The following is a 16449-nucleotide window of genomic DNA, read 5'->3' on the forward strand; positions in this document are numbered from 1 at the left end:
GCTCCGGGCGGAGCGGCCTGCCGCCGGTCAGGCCGGGCCTGTCGGCTCAGCTCAGCAGCAGCGCGCCGAGCTGGAGGAAAGCGTCGTAGGTGGCGGGTTCGAGCCAGTCGAGTTCGACGACGCTGCCCACGGACAGATGCCGGTCGTAGGGAATGGTGACCGTGCCCCGGCAGCGGCCCGCCAGCGGCCGGGCGTGCTCGGTGTCGCCGTCGTCGCTGGCGGCCCGGTTCAGCACGACGACGGTCCGCTCCGCGAGCGACTCGCGGCCCAGCTTCCGCAGCCGGTCCAGGGCCCGCGCCGCGTCCCGCAGGCCGATCCAGTCGGCCTTCACCACGATGACCGCCGCGTCCGCGATGTCCACCGTGTCCGTCAGCAGATGCTGGGGGTCGGTGTCGGTGAGGACGATGCGGTAGTGGGCCGCGGCGAGTTCGACGATGCGGCGGTAGTCGTCGCCCCGCACCGGCGCCGGCCGCCTGGCGAGGTACTCGTCGTCGTTGGCCAGCACCGCGAGACCCGAGCGCTGCTCGGAGACGAACAGCCGCAGGTCCTCGTACTCGCGCACGCTGTCCAGCGAGGTCACGAGGTCCCCGAACACCGCCGAGGTGTTGCGGTACACCCTCCGGCTCAGATGGATCTGCGCGCCCGAGTACGCGGCGGTGTCGATGGCGAGCACCCGGTCGCGGCGCTCCTGCGCGAGCACGGCACCGAGCGTGGCGGCCACCGTCGTCGAGCCCATCTGGTCCTTGGGGCTCAGCACCGTGATCCGTTTCGCCGACGGAAGCGGGGCACGCACTGCCGCCAGCAGGCGCTGACGCCGCTCTCCGTGGCCGTTCCCGGCCTCCTCGGGCCCTGGCGGTGGCGGCACAAGGCCGTCGCGGTGCTCACGCGCGGGCCCGTACTCGTCGGGCAGCGGTTCGGGCAGATGCGCCTCGAAGACCTCGGCCACCTCGTGCGCCGAGGGCCGCGCGGACGGTTCCGTCCTGATGCAGTCCGCCAGCGTCTCGCGCAGCGCAGCGGGCAGCCGGCGGAACTGGGCGGAGAGCAGGAGGCTGTCGCGTTGGAAGTGCCGCCAGGTGCGGCCCGTCGTCGCGGCCACGAGGATCGTGCCCAGGGCGTACACGTCACCCGCTGGCGTCTTGGACTCGGGCCAGTACGAGACCTCCGGCGCCCGGTACGGGGTGTCGAGCGGAACGGCCTGGGGCAAGGGGCTGGAGACACCGTCGACGCACGCCGAGCTCCAGTTGACGATGGCCACCCCGTCCTCGGTTACCAGCACGTCCTGCGGCGTCAGCGAACCGTGCACGAGCCCGCGCGCATGGCACGTCCTGACCGCGCGGGCCAGGAAGAGGCCGAGCCGCAGGAACAGCACCGAGTCGAGGAGCGGCCCCGCCGCCTGGGTCACCGCGCGGAGCGTGGCCGCCGGGTCCTCGGCCGCCGTCGTCGGGAGGGCGAGCGCGAGCCAGGGCGGGCTGGCCCGCAGATCGCTGTCGAGGAGCACGGGCGCGTAGCTGCCGTCCATCCGCTGGAGCGCCTCGCGCTCCACGGAGAGCAGTTCCCGCGCCGTGGGCCAGTCCGAACTGCGCGAGACCCGGATCAGCGCCCGCGAGGCCGTGTCGTCCTCGCCGATGTAGGCCACGGCCTTGCCCGCCGCGTCGCTGCGCATGCGCAGCGTGTAAGGACCGGCCGACTGGAAGTCCTGCGGGCGCAGCGCGGGCCAGGAGGCGAGCGGGTCGAGTTCCGGGGGCAGCGGCAGCGCGTACGGGGAGCGCGCCGGCGCTGGAGCAGAGGCGGGGGCCACGGGCCCGGCGCCCAGGTGGGCCAGCAGCCGGTCGTCCAGCCAGGCGAAGGGCCGCGCGCCCGGCTGGATCGCGCTCGTGCCGCCCGGGTGCGCGAGCCAGGCGGGGAAGTCGGGCGAGGCGCCCACCAGGTGCCGCAGCCGCTCGGCGACCGTGCGGCTGGTGCGCAGCAGCTCGATCGGCGGCGCCGTGTCCAGCAGGATCTCCGGCGCTCCCTCGATGAAGTCGAAGGTCTGGTGGGGCAGCGGCAGCGCGCTGTCGGCCGTGCCCGTGTGCCGCATCAGCCCGCCGAGGAACACCTCGGCCAGGTGCGCCGTGCCGACCCTCCCCGGCACGGCGGACCGCACCAGACGCATCACCGGGACGGACAGGGGCGCGACGGCCGCCAGATGTGCCGCCAGCCGGTACGCCTCGGGGGAGGCCGCGTCGCGGAACCTGAGCACGGCCTCCGCGGCCCGCACGGAACCGGCGGCCCGCGCACCCCGGCCGGGCGCGGAACCGGCACCGTGCCGCGAGTGCGAACCGTTGTCCGCCGCCGTCTGCGGTCCCGTCCCCGGGACGACGGGACCGCCGCGAGCCCCAGGAACCCCAGGTGCCTCCTCCGGGGCCCACAGCGGCAGCGGTCTGCTCGCCCCCGGTGAGGAGAGCTGCCTCGCCCAGGCGCTCAGCGCCTCGGGCTCCGGTTCGAGCACGGGCACGGGAACCCCGTCGAACGCGGCCAGCTCGGCGGGCAGATAGAGGTCCGACACCTGCCACGTGGTGTTCGCCGCGCCCCGCCGCGGTGTGGCCACCTGCCAGACGCCCGTGCGGATGCCGGAGCTGTCCCACATGTGAGGCGGCAGCGCGTGCAGGATCGCGGTGGGGCAGTGCTGCGCCCACCTCGCGAGCACCCCGTACATCCGCCCGTCGCGCCACGCGCCCCCGATGCCGTCGCTGACGACCAGAACGAGGGTGCGGCCCGAGGGGTCGGCGACCGAGGCGGTGGACAGCGTGGCGGGTGCGGGGGAGAAGGGACGGGACCGCAGTCGGGGCGGACCCTCGCGGCGGCTGTCGAGGCCGTACACCCTGATGTCGCGGAAGGCGCCCAGCTGTTGCAGGAGCACCCGCAGCTCGGTGGCGAGCCGTCGCCACAGCAGCATCGAGACCCCGTCGTCGACGAGGAGCGCGAGGTCGAGCCAGCGTTCACGCGCGGGGCGCTCCACCGTGTCGGGGATGCCGGTCTCGGCCATGACGGCGGCCGTGGCGTCCTCGTCCAGTTCCAGTTCCCCGCGATGGCCTGTGGGGTGACGCTGTTTCAGGGAGCGCAGCGCACGGCTGATGACGAGCCCGTCCCCGCCCAGCGCCTTGTCCTCCGGTACTCGTACGGGAAGCGCCGGTCTGGCGGGTGCGGGGGCCGGGCGGCTCGGCCGCCCCTCGCGCCCGCCTGGGCCCGCTGGGCCCGCCGTCGCGTGCAGGGCACCGGCCTGCCGTGGGGCGCCGCCGACGGCACGGTGCGGGCCCGCGCTGCCCACGGGCGGCGTGGAGGGGGCCGGTTTGTGGGCGGGCGCCTCGTCGGCGTGCGTCTCCCGGCGTGTGGCGGCGGCCGGATCTGTACCCCCGGCGGTCCCGGTGCCCCCGTCGTCCCCGTCGCCCTCCTGGCCTTCCGCCGGTACCGGAATGCCCAGGGAGCGCGCCAGCGGCGCCCGCGCGCCTGAGGGCAGCCGGGACGCCAGCCACAGCACGTCGAGCAGTTCCTCGGCGGACAGCGGAACTCCGGCCTCCGCGAACACCCGCAGCGCGCGCCCCGGCACCGCGCTACACCGTTCCGCCGAGCCGGTGCAGTACGGCCTCCAGCAGTCCTTCCGCGTCCAGGTCCACCCCTCCCATGCGCAGGAAGACCGCGTTGAGGAGCTGATCGGTTGCCAGCTCGCCCGGCGCGCGGCGGTTGAGGAAGGTCTGGAGCAGGTCCTCCACCCCGTCCAGCGCCTCCTCGCCCAGATGCGCGGCGAGGATGCCGCGCAGCCGCTCCTCGTCGGGGTCGGGCAGGTCAAGACGTACGCACCGGCGCAGGAAGGCCGGGGGGAAGTCCCGTTCCGCGTTGCTCGTGATGACGACCACGGGGAACTCACCGCAGCGGATCCGCCCCCGCACCACCGGCACCTGCGCGTCGTCCGGATCGTGCGTCATCACCCGCACCTCGGACTGCTCCTCGGGCAGCCTGGCCAGTTCCGGGATCTCGAACTCGCCCTCCTCGAAGACGGTCAGCAGGTCGTTGGGCAGGTCCACGTCGCCCTTGTCCAGCTCGTCGACGAGCAGCACCCGGGGCCGCTCCCGCGGCACCAGCGCCGTGCCCAGCGGGCCCAGGCGCACGAAGGTGCCGATGTCGGGCTCGGGGCCGCCGCGCTCCCGGCGCAGATGGGTTTCGCGCAGCCGCCCGATCGCGTCGTAGCCGTAGAGCGCGTCCTTGAGCACCGATCTGCTGTTGACCGGCCACTTCAGCACCGAGCCCAGCATGAGTTCGTGCGCGATGGCGTACGCGAGGGAGGACTTGCCGGTGCCCGGGTGGCCCGTCACCAGCAGGGGCCGCCGCAGATGCAGCGCCGCGTTGACGACGTCGGACTCCGCGCGGCCGATCAGATAGGCGCGCTCGCGCGGATGGCCCGCCTCCGCTCCGGCGCCCGGCGGGAAGCGCCGCCACGGAGGCGCCTGCGGGAAGTCGACCTGTCGCGCCGTGCGGTCGCCGCGGAAGAGCCGCCAGTCCCCGTTCTCGCTCATCCCGTCTCCGTCCTCTCCCAGGGGTCGGTCAGCCGCAGTTCCTCGGGCAGCGGCACCTCCGCGTCCTCCCACACCAGCGCGGGGCGGCCCGAGAGCGCCTCGTCGGAACCGGGGGCCCCGAACGCCTCCACGCGGAAACAGCGCACCCGTTCCGGCAGCTCCTCCAGCGCGTCCTCCGGCCCTGTCGCGTCGAGGCGGCGCTGGTCCCCGAACCCCTCGGCCCTGCGGTCCCACAGCACCACCGGCACCCCCATCGCCAGACACAGGTCCAGCATCCGGGCACGCAGCCGGGGCGGGCCGTGCACCACGACACGGGCGCAGTCGCGGTGGCTGGTCTTGAGCAGCCGGATCACCTCCCGTTCCGTCCCGAACCTGTCGTCGACGGTGAGGTGCTGCCCGCACATCCGGCTCGCCCAGCGGCGGCGCCACTCGCTGGTGCCCGCGCGGGAGCGGCGGCGCGGTTCAGGACAGCGGAGCACGACGTGGAAGTCCTCGCCGAGCGCCGCGGGCACGATCTCCGCCGGACCGGCGCCGTCCCACTCGTCCACGGGCAGGTGCAACTGCTCCCGTCCGACGACGACCTCCACCATCGGCACGGCCTGGCCCGGCTGTTCGCCGCTGGCCACCTCCCGCACGAGGCGGGCGATCTCCTCGCCGGTCCGCGGCCGGTCGTCGCCCGTCGAGGCGCGGGCCGTCGTGCCGTCGGGCCGCGTCCGCCACAGCACACAGCGCCACCGGTCGACGGGATCCTCCCGGTGCCGCGTCAGCGCCACCAGCACGCGCGCCCGCTGCCGCTCCTGGTCGCCCGCCCATACGGCGGCGTCCCGGCGGCGTTCGGCGAGGGCCGCCTCGTGGATGCCCAGCCGCCCCGCCACCCACATGCCCCACCCCTGCAACGCGTCCGTCTCCCGGCCGCCGCAGCCCGCCGCCACGTACTCGACGACGCGCAGCAGCGCGGGCACCCCCGGTGTGCCGTCGGGCACCGGCTCGCTGTCGCCGAACCCCTCCAGCGCCCGTACGGCGGCGTCCAGCCCGGTGTCCGGGATGCGGGCGGCGCGCAGCGGTTCAGGGAGGTCCACGTACGGCACCGCGGCGCGCGCGGCGCGGGGCAGCAGCGCTGGATCGCGGGCGGCGACAGGGCGGAGCTTGCCCAGCAGATGACGGTGCTCGGAGAGGGACAGCAGACGGCTGGAGGGCGCGAGGCGCCCGTAGGAGAGGAGGCGTTCCAGTTCCTTGCGCTGCTGCGGCGAGGAGATCCCGGCGGCCACCGACTCGGCGAGCGTCGGCAGGGCGCGTTCCCGCGAGACGAGCAGTGCCGCGAGTTCCTCGACGGACGGTGCCGAGCCGTCGGCGGGATGCCCGAGCCCGAACTGCGCGGCCAGCGCCCTGCTGTGCGAGGCGCGTGCCTGCGGGTCGCCGAGCAGCGTCAGCAGGGGGACCAGCAGCAGGTCGCGGACGGTGTCCCCGCCGTCCGTCACGGGGTCCGCCAGAATGTCGGCGCCGGACTCCTCCGCCAGCCCGGCGGCCCCGGCCCGCTCCAGCTCGACGGTGATGGTCTGCCGGGTGAAGCCCCAGCTACGGCGCACCACGTGCCGTGCGGAGAGCGCCCCCGGCGGCGGGGTGACCTGTCCGGCGACCAGTCCGACGACGGCGTTGTCCTGGACCGACCACAGGGGTCCGCCGCTGTAGCCGGGGCCGATGGCCGCGCCCGACAGCTGTCCGTCGAGATAGCCGATGCGCCCGTCGCAGGCACCGACGCGGACATCGGCGTAGCTGAACTCCTGCCCGCCGCCGTACCAGCTGCGCACCTCCTGCCCCGCCGACATCTCCTGCCAGCGCACGGGCGGCACGGCGAGCGGCGGCTCTTCGGCCAGCTCCAGCACGGCCAGGTCACCGGCCCACTCGTGCGCGCCGGGTGCGACGGGCCCGCCGGCGCCGCCCGTCGCGCGGGGCGGGATCCAGGTGGTCAGCCGCGCCTCGTAGGAGTGGTCGTGGCCGAACGCGGGGAAGACGGCCTCCAGGGTGACCTGGCCCGGGTGGCGGTGCTCGAAGAAGTCCAGGCCCAGCGCGTCGTTCACCACGTGCGCGCAGGTCAGCAGGCGCCGGCCTGGCAGGCAGACGCCGGCCCCCGAGGTCTTGCGGGTGCCGTCGGCGAGCAGTCCCACCAGCGCCCGGCGCGCGTCGTCGGCCGCCTCGGCAGCGGGAGTCCGGAACCAGCCCAAGGTCAGGTCCGCCCCGCACGGTGCCAGGAGGCGCTGACGTTCATGCTGGCCTGCCCGTTCACGCCGACGACGCCGAGGCGCAGATCATGGCCCAGTTGCAGGCCGAACGACACGCTGACCTCGTCGGGCGGGTCCGGGGCCGCCATCAGACTGTCGTGGACGCGCTGGAGCAGGGGGCCGAGCGGCCGCAGGGCGGTCTCCAGCATGTCGGGGGAGAGGAGGGGAGGCGTACGGCCGCGTCCCACGGGGGTGACGCCGCCGAATCCGTCGGGCATGTCGGCGTCCGCGTGTGCCGCGGCGTCGCTGTCCTGATCCCCCCTCTCGCCCGTGCCCTCTCCGGCCGAGCCGTTCACAGGGGCGACCTCCAGCCGGAGGAAGAGCCCGTCGTCCAACGCCAGTTCCACGAAGTCCGGCACAGCATCATTGTGCCGACCTTGGTGCGGGAAGGGCAGGTGATTGCCGTGTTTTCCTCTCCGTGCGGTGCTCGGACCGCCGGAGATCACCCGTAAAACCGGTTTGTCGGGCGGGCTCGGGGCGGGTGCGGGGCGTGCGCCTCGGACCCTTACGGGGCGTCCCTCCGGGGCGCGCCGCCGCCCGGCGGGGAGGACGGCTGACCGGAGACGGCGAGGCTGTTGATCAGGTGGCCCAGCTCCGTCGGCGCCTGGAGGTGCGCCATGTGGCCCTGGCCGGGGAGTTCGTGGACCCCGGCGCGCGGGACGCGCTCCCTGACGTCGTCGAACGACGTTCCGTAGGGGGCCGTTCCGTGGTTGAGGCGGCCGACGATCAGATCGACGCGGTCAGCGCGTCGCGCCATCGCGTCCGGTGGCGGCGTCGCGTTCAGCGCGGCGAGTTCGGCGTGCGCCGGTCTGCTCAGGGCGCACAGGGCGGCCCAGGTCTGGGGGTCGGCACGCAGGGCGTCGACATGTGCCGCGTCGAGTCCGGATATCCGCTGGATCACGATGCTGACGACGCTGTCCCAGTCCGCCGTCTCCTCGGCGCTCTTCAGATCCGGCAGCGCGTGGGAGCCGAACGGGGCCATCACCGGTTCGTAGGCGATCACCTGGCGCAGCGGGCGCTCGTCGGCCGCGAGCAGGGCGATCAGGCCGCCGTAGCTCCAGCCGAAGAGCGCCTTCGCGCGGTGGAACTCGTCGAGGACCACGCCGAGGTCCTCGATTTCGGTCCGCAGTGAATATGTGCTGGTCAGCGGCCCCGAGGGGGCGCGGCCCCGGCGGTTGACCACCGCCACCGAGGGCCAGGCGTCGATGGCGGCCGCGACACGGCGCCACGCGTGCGCGTCGCTCATCGCGCCAGGGACGACGACGAGGCCCGGAGCCTCCGGTTCCCCGTACACGTCGACCGTGATCCAACTGTCCTCGCCGGTCTCGCCGACCGGCAGCTTTTTCTGAATCGTCTGCTCCATAAAGCCATTATGGAGCAGACGCTCTACAATGCAAACCGTGCCCCAGCGAACCCGTGGACGACCACGCGCCTTCGACCGCGACCGCGCGGTCCTCGACGCCGCCCGCCTCTTCTGGCGACGCGGCTACTCCGGCACGTCGACCCGCGCGCTCACCGCGGCACTCGGACTCTCCACCTCCAGCCTCTACGCCACCTTCGGTAGCAAGGCCGGGCTGTTCGAAGAGGCGGTGCGCACCTACGCCGGGCGGTACGGGGAGATCTACGAGCGGGCCGTCGCCGAGAAGGGCATCGAGGCCGTCATCGTCCGCGTCCTCACCGACTCGGTCCACGAGTTCACCCAGCCACGTGACACGCACCCCGGGTGCCTCAGCAGCAGCGCCGTGATGACCGACAGCACGAGCACGCTCGACGCCGGTGCGTACTTCGCGGAACTCCAGGACGCGAACGAGGGGATCCTCCTCGCACGTGTCGAGCGGGCGGTCCGGGACGGCGAACTCGCCGCCGGGACCGACGCGACGGCCCTGACCGGGCTCGTGCAGTCCCTCTGGCACGGGCTGTCGGTGCGCTCCAGCCTCGGCGCGGGGCGCGAGGACCTGCTCGCGACGGTGGGGCTCACCCAGGAGCTGATCCGCCGGCAACTCGCTTCGTCGGCGGACTGATCCGCACTACCCTGGCCCGAGGACGGGCGGGCCCGGAGGGGGCGGAGGGTGCGGACATGGTGAGCGAGGGCGATCCGCACATTCACGTGGAGCGGAAGGTGGCGCAGGCGGGCCCCGACGTGCGCAACCTGATCGGCTCGACGCTGGGCCGCGTGCCTGACGCACCGAGCGTCGTCACCACGGGGTGCGGGCGCCAGGTGCCCTACGCGATGACCTCGGTCCGGCCGGAGAGCGTCACGTGTCTCGCCTGCCGGGAACACGCACACCGGGAGTACCTGCGCTTCGCCGACCAGGTCGAGCGCCTGAGCCAGCTGCCCGGCACTCCCCTCACCGGCCCCGACGCGGCCACGGCCGCGACCCGTCTCCGCGACCTCGCGCACAGGTTCTCCGCCTCTGGGTGAGGGCGCCGCGCACGGCCGCCGTGCTGCGGGGCCCGGGGAGCCGGGTGCCGCCACCGTCAGGAAGCGGACACGGAACGGTCCGCTCGCGGACGACCGGCCGATGGCCGAGTTCCTACGAGGGTTGTGCACCTGGACGGGTTCGCCGGTGCTCACGTCGTCCTCACGGAGGCTTGGTGGGCGAGTTGGCGCAGGACGGCGGTCACGGGTGCGGAGACCGGAGCGTCCTCGAGGGCCTGCCGGGCCTGCTCCAGCCGGTCCTGGACGAGGCGCTCGACCTGCTGCCGGGCGCCCGTTGCGGTCAGTAGCCGGCGGAGGTGACCGGCGCCGGTCTCGTCCAGGTGCGGGCTGCCGATGAGCGTGGTCGGTGTGCGCCGCTGAGCGGGTGTGGCGAGACGCATCGCCAGCGCGACGAGTGCGGTGTGCTTGCCGTCGCGCAGATCGTCCAGGCACGGCTTTCCGGTGACCGCCGGGTCTCCGTATACGCCCAGGAGGTCGTCGCGCAACTGGAACGCCTCGCCCAGGGGGAGGGCGAAGGCACTGAGCGCGGTACGCAGCCCGTCACGCACAGCAGGGGCCGGAGGAGTTTGCCGCCGACGCAGAACTCGCGGAGGGCGAGGAGCATTTCCTCCGGCGTCCGGTGCGCTTCGGTGGCGCGGGCCTTGCGGCCGAAGAAGTCGTCCAGGACGGAGGCGATCCGGTCGCGGACGGTGCTGAGATCCTGGGAGCGGGAGTCGTGGTCGAGTGCCGGAGCTGCCATGGGGTGTTCGCTCCCGGTGCGGGTTCGGTATCCGCGTTCGGTATCGCCGGTCGGGCGAAGGGCTGCGCCGTCGGACATCTCTCGGGGGCACGGAACACAAGGCCCCGGGGTCGTCACAGCCTCGACAGTGTGGGGAGCGTCGGGGACGGACAGCGACGACCTGCTCGCGGTACGGCGCCCCGAGCCACACCCCGCCCACCGAGGGAGTTCCGCCGCAGCGGGTGCGCATCCAGCACACCGTGACGGTGACGGCGGCACCAGCCCGTACCGGCAGGCCACCACGTGAACGAGGTGAACGCCTGCACCTGCGGCCTGCACGCGGCCCACCCGACCGGCCGCTCATGGCACGTCGACGCTGCCCCGGCACGCATGGCCCGTACCGGACCTCGGCTCGCGCCCGCCTCGTGCCCTTTCACCGCGTGCACGCTGCCCGTACCCCGGCGTCCCTTGCGACCCCGCCCGCCGGGCGGGACGTTGCCGGAGCGATGTGATGTGCGGGAGGGACGAGCGCCCCGCCGCATCGCTCGCTCACATCCGCATGCCATCACGCATGCCATGAGGGGAACATCTGCTGCGAGGAGGCGGCGTGGGACGAACCGGCCCCGCGATCACGGGAGGCCCCGCCGCCCCGGGACGACCGGTGAGAGGGCACGCGCGCCTCCGCGCACCGGTGCCGGAGCAGGACGACGACGGCCCAGGACGCGGGCGGCTCGTCGCGGCGGCCTCCGTGCTGTGTGCCACCTTGGCGCTGATCATGGCGTCCGTTTCGGCGCTGTACGCGGCGCTGCCCGCCCTCGCCGGGGCCATCGGCGCGGGACAGGCGCAGCAGACGTGGATCGTGGACGCCTACACGCTGGTCCTGGCCGCCCTGGCCCTGCCCGGCGGAGCCCTGGGCGACCGGTTCGGCCGCAGGCGCGTCCTGCTGACGGGGCTGGCGCTGCTGGCCGCGGGCGCGGGCGCGGCGCCCTGGTCGCCGGGCCCCGAGACGCTGATCGCGGCGCGCGCCGTGATGGGGCTGGGGGCGGCGCTCGCGATGCCACCGACCCTGTCGATCCTGACGGTGCTCTTCTCCGGCCGCTCCCGGGAGACGGCGGTCGGGGTATGGGTGGGGACCTGCTCGGCGGGCGGGGCGGCCGGTCTGATGCTGGCGGGACCGCTCGTGCAGGGCTATGGGTGGGAAGCCGTGTTCGGACTCACCTCGGCCCTCTCCGTCGCGCTGTTACTGCTGGCCGCCGCTGTGGTGCCGCCGGGCGGACAACCCACGAGGGCTGCCCTGGACCTCATCGGCGCCGCGCTGGGAGCGGTGGCGGTGGGCGGAGTCGTCTACGGCATCATCGAGGGCTCGGAGCGGGGCTGGACGGACGCGCTCGTCCTCTCGTCCTTCGTGTGCGGCGCGCTGGCCACGGCCGCCTTCGCCCTCCGGGAGACACGCCACCCGCGGCCCCTGCTGGACGTGCGGGTCTTCGCCCGGCCCGCCTTCACCTTCGCCGCGCTGTCCTTGACCGTCCAGTTCTCCACCGCGTTCGCCTTCCTGTTCCTGGGCACGCAGTACCTCCAGTACGTCCTGGGCTGGAGCTCCGCCGGCGCGGGCGCCGGGCTGCTCCCGCTGGCGGCGGGCGTGCTGCTCACGGCACCGGCAGCCGCCAAGGCCGCCGCGCGCTGGGGGCCCCACCTGACCACGGGCGCGGGTACGGCGGCCATGGCGGTCGGCTGCCTGGGCCTGGCGGCCCTCCGCGCGGACTCGCCCTTCGGCGAGTTCGGCTGCTGGGCCGCGCTCTACGGAGCCGGTATCGGCCTCGCCGCCGTTCCCGCCACGGCGCAGGTACTGGAAGGTCTGCCCGCGGCCGAACGGAACGTCGCCTCCGCCGTCAACGACACCACCCGGGAGCTGGGCGCCGCGCTGGGCATAGCCCTGTCCGGCACCCAACTCGCCGAGGGCTACCGCGACCACATGGCCCCGGCCACCACACACCTGCCGCCCGAGGCGGCCACCGTCGCCGAGGACTCGATCAGCGGCGCCCTCAAGATCTCCGCACGTCTCGGGCCTCCGGGACGGGCGCTGTCCGACGCCGCGCGGGAGTCCTTCCTCCACGGCATGGCGTGGGCCATGACCACCGCCGCCGTCCTCCTCGCCCTCGGCGCCTTCGTGGCCGCGACCGGTCACGTCCGCGCGCACCGGCGGGCGCCATGAGGAGCGCTGTGCTCTGGGGCGCGGTGGCCTCGTCCCACCGGTCACCGGTCTTGCCGGCAACGTCTCCGCGGGGCCGGCCGAGTCCAGAGCCACAACGTATGGAGCAATTTCTCCTTCGACGGCAAACGTGCCCTGTGGAACGACGAGTTCGGGAAATTCGCGCACCCGCGCGGCGCCGTCGCACCGAGAAGACGGCGCCTCGAAACGGCTCAGCCGTCCTCCGGCTCCTCGTCGGGCACCCAGCGCAGCACGTCACCGGGCTGGCAGTCGAGGACGCGGCAGATCGCGTCGAGCGTCGTGAACCGTACCGCTTTCGCGCGGCCGTTCTTCAGGACCGCGATGTTGGCCGGGGTGATGCCGACGGCCGTGGCGAAATCGCCGACCGACATGTGGTGCTTGGCGAGCTGGAGGTCGAGGTCGACGATGATCGCCATCACACGACCTCGGCCATCTCCGTTTGCAGGTCCGTCGCCTTGCGCAGCAGGCCGCGCATGATGACGACGAGCATCGCGAACGCCGCCCCCACGGCCACGCACGCCGTCGCGGCTGCCAGTGCGCTCATGATGTCCATGCCGTCGTCGGGGGAGGGGATGGTGGCCACGGCCAGATGGCCGGTGACCCCGAGCGCCAGCAGTGTGGCCACCGTCGAGGAGCCGATGATGACGTCGACCCAGCGGAAGGCCGTCGGGGTGAAGATGGCCTCGCGTTCGACCATGGAGAGCAGCATCCACACCGCGACCAGCGCGACCTGCACGCAGGCGACGCCGAGGATCGCCACCGTCACATAGGGCGCGGCGAAAGGGGCGTAGGGCGGGAAGCGGTCCACCTCGTCGGCCGCCACCGTCGGTATGACGACGAGCTGACCGAAGAAGCCGACGAGGACCGAAGCGACGATACCGGCCCGGAGCACGGCGATGAAGAGTCGATGCATGCATCGACTATCGATGGATATCGATCGAAAGTCAATCGATACCGTGTCGGACCCGAGGGCCCTCGGGTCCTCGGGGCCACCGGAGTGTCAGGGGGTGCGCGTCAGCCAGGCGCGCAGGTCGTCGGGCAGACGTGCCTCCGCCGCGCGGAACAGCGTCAGTTCCTCCGGTGTGAATACCTCGTGCCACTGGCCGTTCCTGCCCTCGTGGAAGAAGTCGAACTTCGAGAGCATCTGGTTCATCTCAGCGCCGAAGAGCCCCTCCTTCTGCGACTTCATGTCGGAGAACAGGCACGCCTTCACCAGCCCCGGCCAGATGCTCTCGTCGACGGGAATGCCCAGGAAGTCGCTGACGCGCCGCATCTCGCGGTCCAGGTCCGCGAGCATGTCCTCGTAGTGGAGGAAGAGGACGTTCTCCCTGTCGCGGTGTGTCCACCACGAACTCAGGTGGTGCGTGGGCGAGTTGTACGGCCAACCGTCCGACTCCCAGGGGAAGGCGCTGCGGGTGAAGTAGTCGCGCCAGAACGGGTGGATGTCCGCGGGCACCGTCGGCTGGTGCGGGGTGTGCGCCTCCTCGTCCTCGTCGACCCACAGGGGCTGGGTCAGCACTCCGTTGAGTCCGAACGCGTGGTTGTGTGTCGAGACGGCCGCGTCGCGCAGGTCCCGGCCCACCACCAGGTAGGAGACCTGGGGGTGGAAGGGCATGCCGTCAGCGGGCAGGTGGCTCTTCAGGAAGCGCCGGTGCCGCTGCTGCTCCAGGCCCGCCAGTATCGCCTCGAAGGGAGCGAACGCGCATTCCAGCCAGGGGCTCACCTCCAGGAGCGTGCCCGGGAGTGCGGTGTCCTGGAAGGCCAGCACGGAGGTGATGCGCTGTGTCCATGTGGTGCCGACCTTGGGTGGTGTGGTGATGACGATGTCGTCGTCGCGTGGCACGTACCGGTCCCAGCGGGTGCTGTCGGAGAAGTAGCTCTTGTATGTCCGCTTCGGCGGTATCGGTGACGGCATGCCGGAAGTGTGCTGGGCCCGCGCGGCGGGTTCAATGGTGTGCGTCCGTGAGGAGCGTGTTCCGGCCATCGGCCGTGGCGCTCACCGGGCTGGCAGGGGTGTTGTCCCGGGGCGGGTGGTGCTGGTCTTCGGCGGTTCCAGCATGGGGACGAGGAACTGCCGGGCCACCGACGCCAGATGTGCTTCGTCGTCGAGGTCGACGAGGTGGCTGGGGATCGCCAGGAACGAGGCGGAGACGCGGACCATCATCTCGGCCACGAGGTCGCTGTCCGCATCGCGCGACACGTTGCCCGCCTGCTGCTCGCGGCGCAACTGCCCCGCGAGGAACTGCCGCACGGTGGCGAGGGTCTGTCCGCCGTCGCTGATGATGGACGTGACGAGCAGATCGGGTTCCACGGCCATCAGGCCGCCGATCAGCGGGTTGCCCCGGATGGCGCGCAGTGAGCTGACGAAGCCGAGCACCACCCGGTCGGCGACGGTCTCGGCCTGCTGGATGTCGATGAGGAACTGGTCGAAGTAGCGGCGGAACTCCCGGCGCACCACCTGCTCGACCAGTGTGTCCTTCGTGGCGAACCGGCGGTAGACCGTGATCCGCGAGACCCCGGCCCGCCGGGCCACGTCCTCCATGGTGGAGCGCCGGATGCCTATCAGGCAGAACTGTTCGTAGGCCGCGTCGAGCACACGGGCGCGGGACTCGTCCACGTCGTCGGCCTGCTCGACGGCGTCGATGTACGCGCGTTCGAGCAGCGACGGCGAGTCCGGGTCCGAGCCCGCCATGAGGCCGGATGGTGCAGGTTCCATGTTCTCCTCCCGAGGCGACCGATTCTGCCTCAACCGGTGCCGCCAACAGCCGTTGCTGTCACAGGTCTTGTGACGTTCAGGGCCGTGTGCTCTTATCGATGATACGAAGAGGCAGGTTGCGTATCACTGTACACATCAGGGAAGTCCGCGCGGACACCAGCAGGCATCAGGCACCAGGCACCAGGAAGCACCCAAGGCACCAGCGGCATGAGCTGCCACGAGAAGGCATCAAAGCCAGACGAAGGGGCGAGGACATGGCCGAAGTCAGCAGGCGCAACGTGTTGATGGCGGGCGGCGCTTTGGGGGCGCTCGGCGCGCTGGGCGCCGCCGCACCCGCGCACGCGAAGACACCGTGGACGTGGTCGCCCGAGGGATCGGTCGCGGGCAAGGGCGCGGGCGCCGACCCCCGGTGGGTGTGGGACCCCGAGGCCGACCCGCTGGTCGCCGACCTGCTCGACCGCGGCGACGTGCCCAGGGTCAACGAACTGCTGCGGACCTGGAAGAAGAACGGCCAGCCGCTCCCCAGCGGACTCCCCGCCGACCTGCGGGACTTCATGGAGAGCGCCCGCCGCCTGCCCCCGTGGGCCGAGGCGGGCAAGCTCGCCACCGCCGTCGAGTTCAACGAGAAGCGGGGCCTCTACCTCGGCGTCCTGTACGGGCTCGCCAGCGGCATGATGAGCACCGTCATCCCCAAGGAGGCCCGCGCCGTCTACTACTCGCAGGGCGGCGCGGACATGAAGGACCGCATCTCCAAGACCGCCAAGCTCGGCTACGACATCGGATCGCGGAACGCCTATCTGGACGACGGCGAAATGATCGTGACCTGCGTCAAGACCCGCCTGGTGCACGCGGCGGTGCGCCACCTGCTGCCGCAGTCACCGCACTGGACGGGCGCCGCCGACGAGGACATCCCCATCAGCCAGCGCGACATGATGGTGACGTGGCACAGCCTGCCCACCACCGTCATGCGCAAGCTGAAGGACTGGAAGGTGCCGATCCCCGCCGCCGAGTCCACGGCGTTCCTGCACTCGTGGCAGGTGAGTGCCCACATGCTCGGCATCCAGGACGAGTACATCCCCGCGACGTGGGACGAGGCCGACTCCCAGGCCGAGCAGGTCCTCGACCCCGTGCTCGCGGCGACACCCGAGGGCGTCAAGCTGGCCGACATCCTCCTCAACCTCGGCTCCTCCGTCGACGGTGGCATCCTCAGCAAGCCCATCCTGGGCGCGTTCACCCGCTTCATGCTCGGCGACCGGATCGCGGGCTGGCTGAAGATCCCCAGGGAGCCCGTCTGGGACCCGCTGCTGCGGACGGCCTGGGGCCCCTTCGTCGCCGTACGCGAGGGACTGCTCCCCTTCCCCGGGGCACCGGAGGCGTACTGGACCTTCGACGAGTTCCTCCGCAAGGCGGCGCTGCTGTTCCTGTCCGAGGCGAAGCCGATCAGCATCGAGATCCCGGACACCAACCGCCCGTCCTGACCGGCGCCGCCCGCGCCCGGGCCGCCCGCGCCGCCCCG

The 16449-nt window shown here is 72.8% G+C and carries 14 protein-coding genes; 4 read left to right on the top strand and 10 right to left on the bottom strand.

Going from position 1 to position 16449, the window contains the following annotated elements:
- Positions 1 to 46: 46 nt before the first annotated feature.
- From ACWGJ2_RS18970 to ACWGJ2_RS18990, 5 genes are all read right to left on the bottom strand, one after another.
- Positions 47 to 3586 (bottom strand): SAV_2336 N-terminal domain-related protein, encoded by a 3540-nt coding sequence (locus ACWGJ2_RS18970; protein WP_453347271.1) that lies wholly within the window; start codon positions 3584 to 3586, stop codon positions 47 to 49.
- 4 nt (positions 3587 to 3590) lie between these two features.
- On the bottom strand, positions 3591 to 4550 hold the full coding sequence (locus ACWGJ2_RS18975; protein WP_453347272.1) for an AAA family ATPase: 960 nt from the start codon (positions 4548 to 4550) through the stop codon (positions 3591 to 3593).
- A complete protein-coding gene (locus ACWGJ2_RS18980; protein ID WP_453347273.1) occupies positions 4547 to 6772 on the bottom strand; it encodes a VMAP-C domain-containing protein in 2226 nt (741 codons plus the stop codon). The genes ACWGJ2_RS18975 and ACWGJ2_RS18980 overlap by 4 nt, the downstream gene beginning before the upstream one ends.
- 2 nt (positions 6773 to 6774) lie before the next feature.
- Entirely contained in the window at positions 6775 to 7188 is a 414-nt protein-coding gene (locus ACWGJ2_RS18985) for a CU044_2847 family protein (RefSeq protein ID WP_453347274.1), read from the bottom strand.
- 146 nt (positions 7189 to 7334) lie between these two features.
- Positions 7335 to 8192 carry an alpha/beta fold hydrolase gene (locus ACWGJ2_RS18990; RefSeq protein WP_453347275.1) on the bottom strand — a complete coding sequence of 286 codons (858 nt, stop codon included), beginning with the start codon at positions 8190 to 8192 and terminating at the stop codon, positions 7335 to 7337.
- A gap of 37 nt (positions 8193 to 8229) precedes the next feature.
- Between ACWGJ2_RS18990 and ACWGJ2_RS18995 the strand changes: the two genes are divergently transcribed.
- Both ACWGJ2_RS18995 and ACWGJ2_RS19000 read left to right on the top strand, forming a co-directional pair.
- Positions 8230 to 8850 carry a TetR/AcrR family transcriptional regulator gene (locus tag ACWGJ2_RS18995; protein WP_453347276.1) on the top strand — a complete coding sequence of 207 codons (621 nt, stop codon included), beginning with the start codon at positions 8230 to 8232 and terminating at the stop codon, positions 8848 to 8850.
- A 56-nt stretch (positions 8851 to 8906) separates the two neighbouring features.
- Complete coding sequence (locus ACWGJ2_RS19000; protein WP_453347277.1) at positions 8907 to 9251, top strand: hypothetical protein; 345 nt, start codon at positions 8907 to 8909, stop codon at positions 9249 to 9251.
- 149 nt (positions 9252 to 9400) lie between these two features.
- Here the strand turns inward: ACWGJ2_RS19000 and ACWGJ2_RS19005 are convergent, their stop codons facing one another.
- Positions 9401 to 9817: a polyprenyl synthetase family protein gene (locus ACWGJ2_RS19005; protein WP_453347278.1), complete on the bottom strand. Its 417-nt coding sequence runs from the start codon at positions 9815 to 9817 to the stop codon at positions 9401 to 9403.
- Positions 9818 to 10594: 777 nt separating this feature from the next.
- Here ACWGJ2_RS19005 and ACWGJ2_RS19010 point away from each other — a divergent pair.
- Positions 10595 to 12199 carry an MFS transporter gene (locus ACWGJ2_RS19010; protein ID WP_453347279.1) on the top strand — a complete coding sequence of 535 codons (1605 nt, stop codon included), beginning with the start codon at positions 10595 to 10597 and terminating at the stop codon, positions 12197 to 12199.
- Positions 12200 to 12408: 209 nt separating this feature from the next.
- Here ACWGJ2_RS19010 and ACWGJ2_RS19015 read toward each other — a convergent pair whose 3' ends face one another.
- The 4 genes from ACWGJ2_RS19015 to ACWGJ2_RS19030 all read right to left on the bottom strand — a co-directional run bounded on the left by ACWGJ2_RS19015 (position 12409) and on the right by ACWGJ2_RS19030 (position 14933).
- Positions 12409 to 12633 carry a helix-turn-helix domain-containing protein gene (locus tag ACWGJ2_RS19015; RefSeq protein ID WP_453347280.1) on the bottom strand — a complete coding sequence of 75 codons (225 nt, stop codon included), beginning with the start codon at positions 12631 to 12633 and terminating at the stop codon, positions 12409 to 12411.
- Positions 12633 to 13130 carry a DUF2975 domain-containing protein gene (locus ACWGJ2_RS19020; RefSeq protein WP_453347281.1) on the bottom strand — a complete coding sequence of 166 codons (498 nt, stop codon included), beginning with the start codon at positions 13128 to 13130 and terminating at the stop codon, positions 12633 to 12635. The genes ACWGJ2_RS19015 and ACWGJ2_RS19020 overlap by 1 nt, the downstream gene beginning before the upstream one ends.
- An 87-nt stretch (positions 13131 to 13217) precedes the next feature.
- Positions 13218 to 14132 carry a sulfotransferase domain-containing protein gene (locus ACWGJ2_RS19025; protein WP_453347282.1) on the bottom strand — a complete coding sequence of 305 codons (915 nt, stop codon included), beginning with the start codon at positions 14130 to 14132 and terminating at the stop codon, positions 13218 to 13220.
- A gap of 81 nt (positions 14133 to 14213) precedes the next feature.
- Entirely contained in the window at positions 14214 to 14933 is a 720-nt protein-coding gene (locus ACWGJ2_RS19030; protein WP_453347283.1) for a TetR/AcrR family transcriptional regulator, read from the bottom strand.
- A 254-nt stretch (positions 14934 to 15187) separates the two neighbouring features.
- Here ACWGJ2_RS19030 and ACWGJ2_RS19035 point away from each other — a divergent pair, with 254 nt between their 5' ends.
- Positions 15188 to 16411 carry an oxygenase MpaB family protein gene (locus ACWGJ2_RS19035; protein WP_453347284.1) on the top strand — a complete coding sequence of 408 codons (1224 nt, stop codon included), beginning with the start codon at positions 15188 to 15190 and terminating at the stop codon, positions 16409 to 16411.
- The last annotated feature ends 38 nt before the right edge of the window (positions 16412 to 16449 follow it).

It is taken from the genome of Streptomyces sp. NPDC054796, assembly GCF_053611545.1.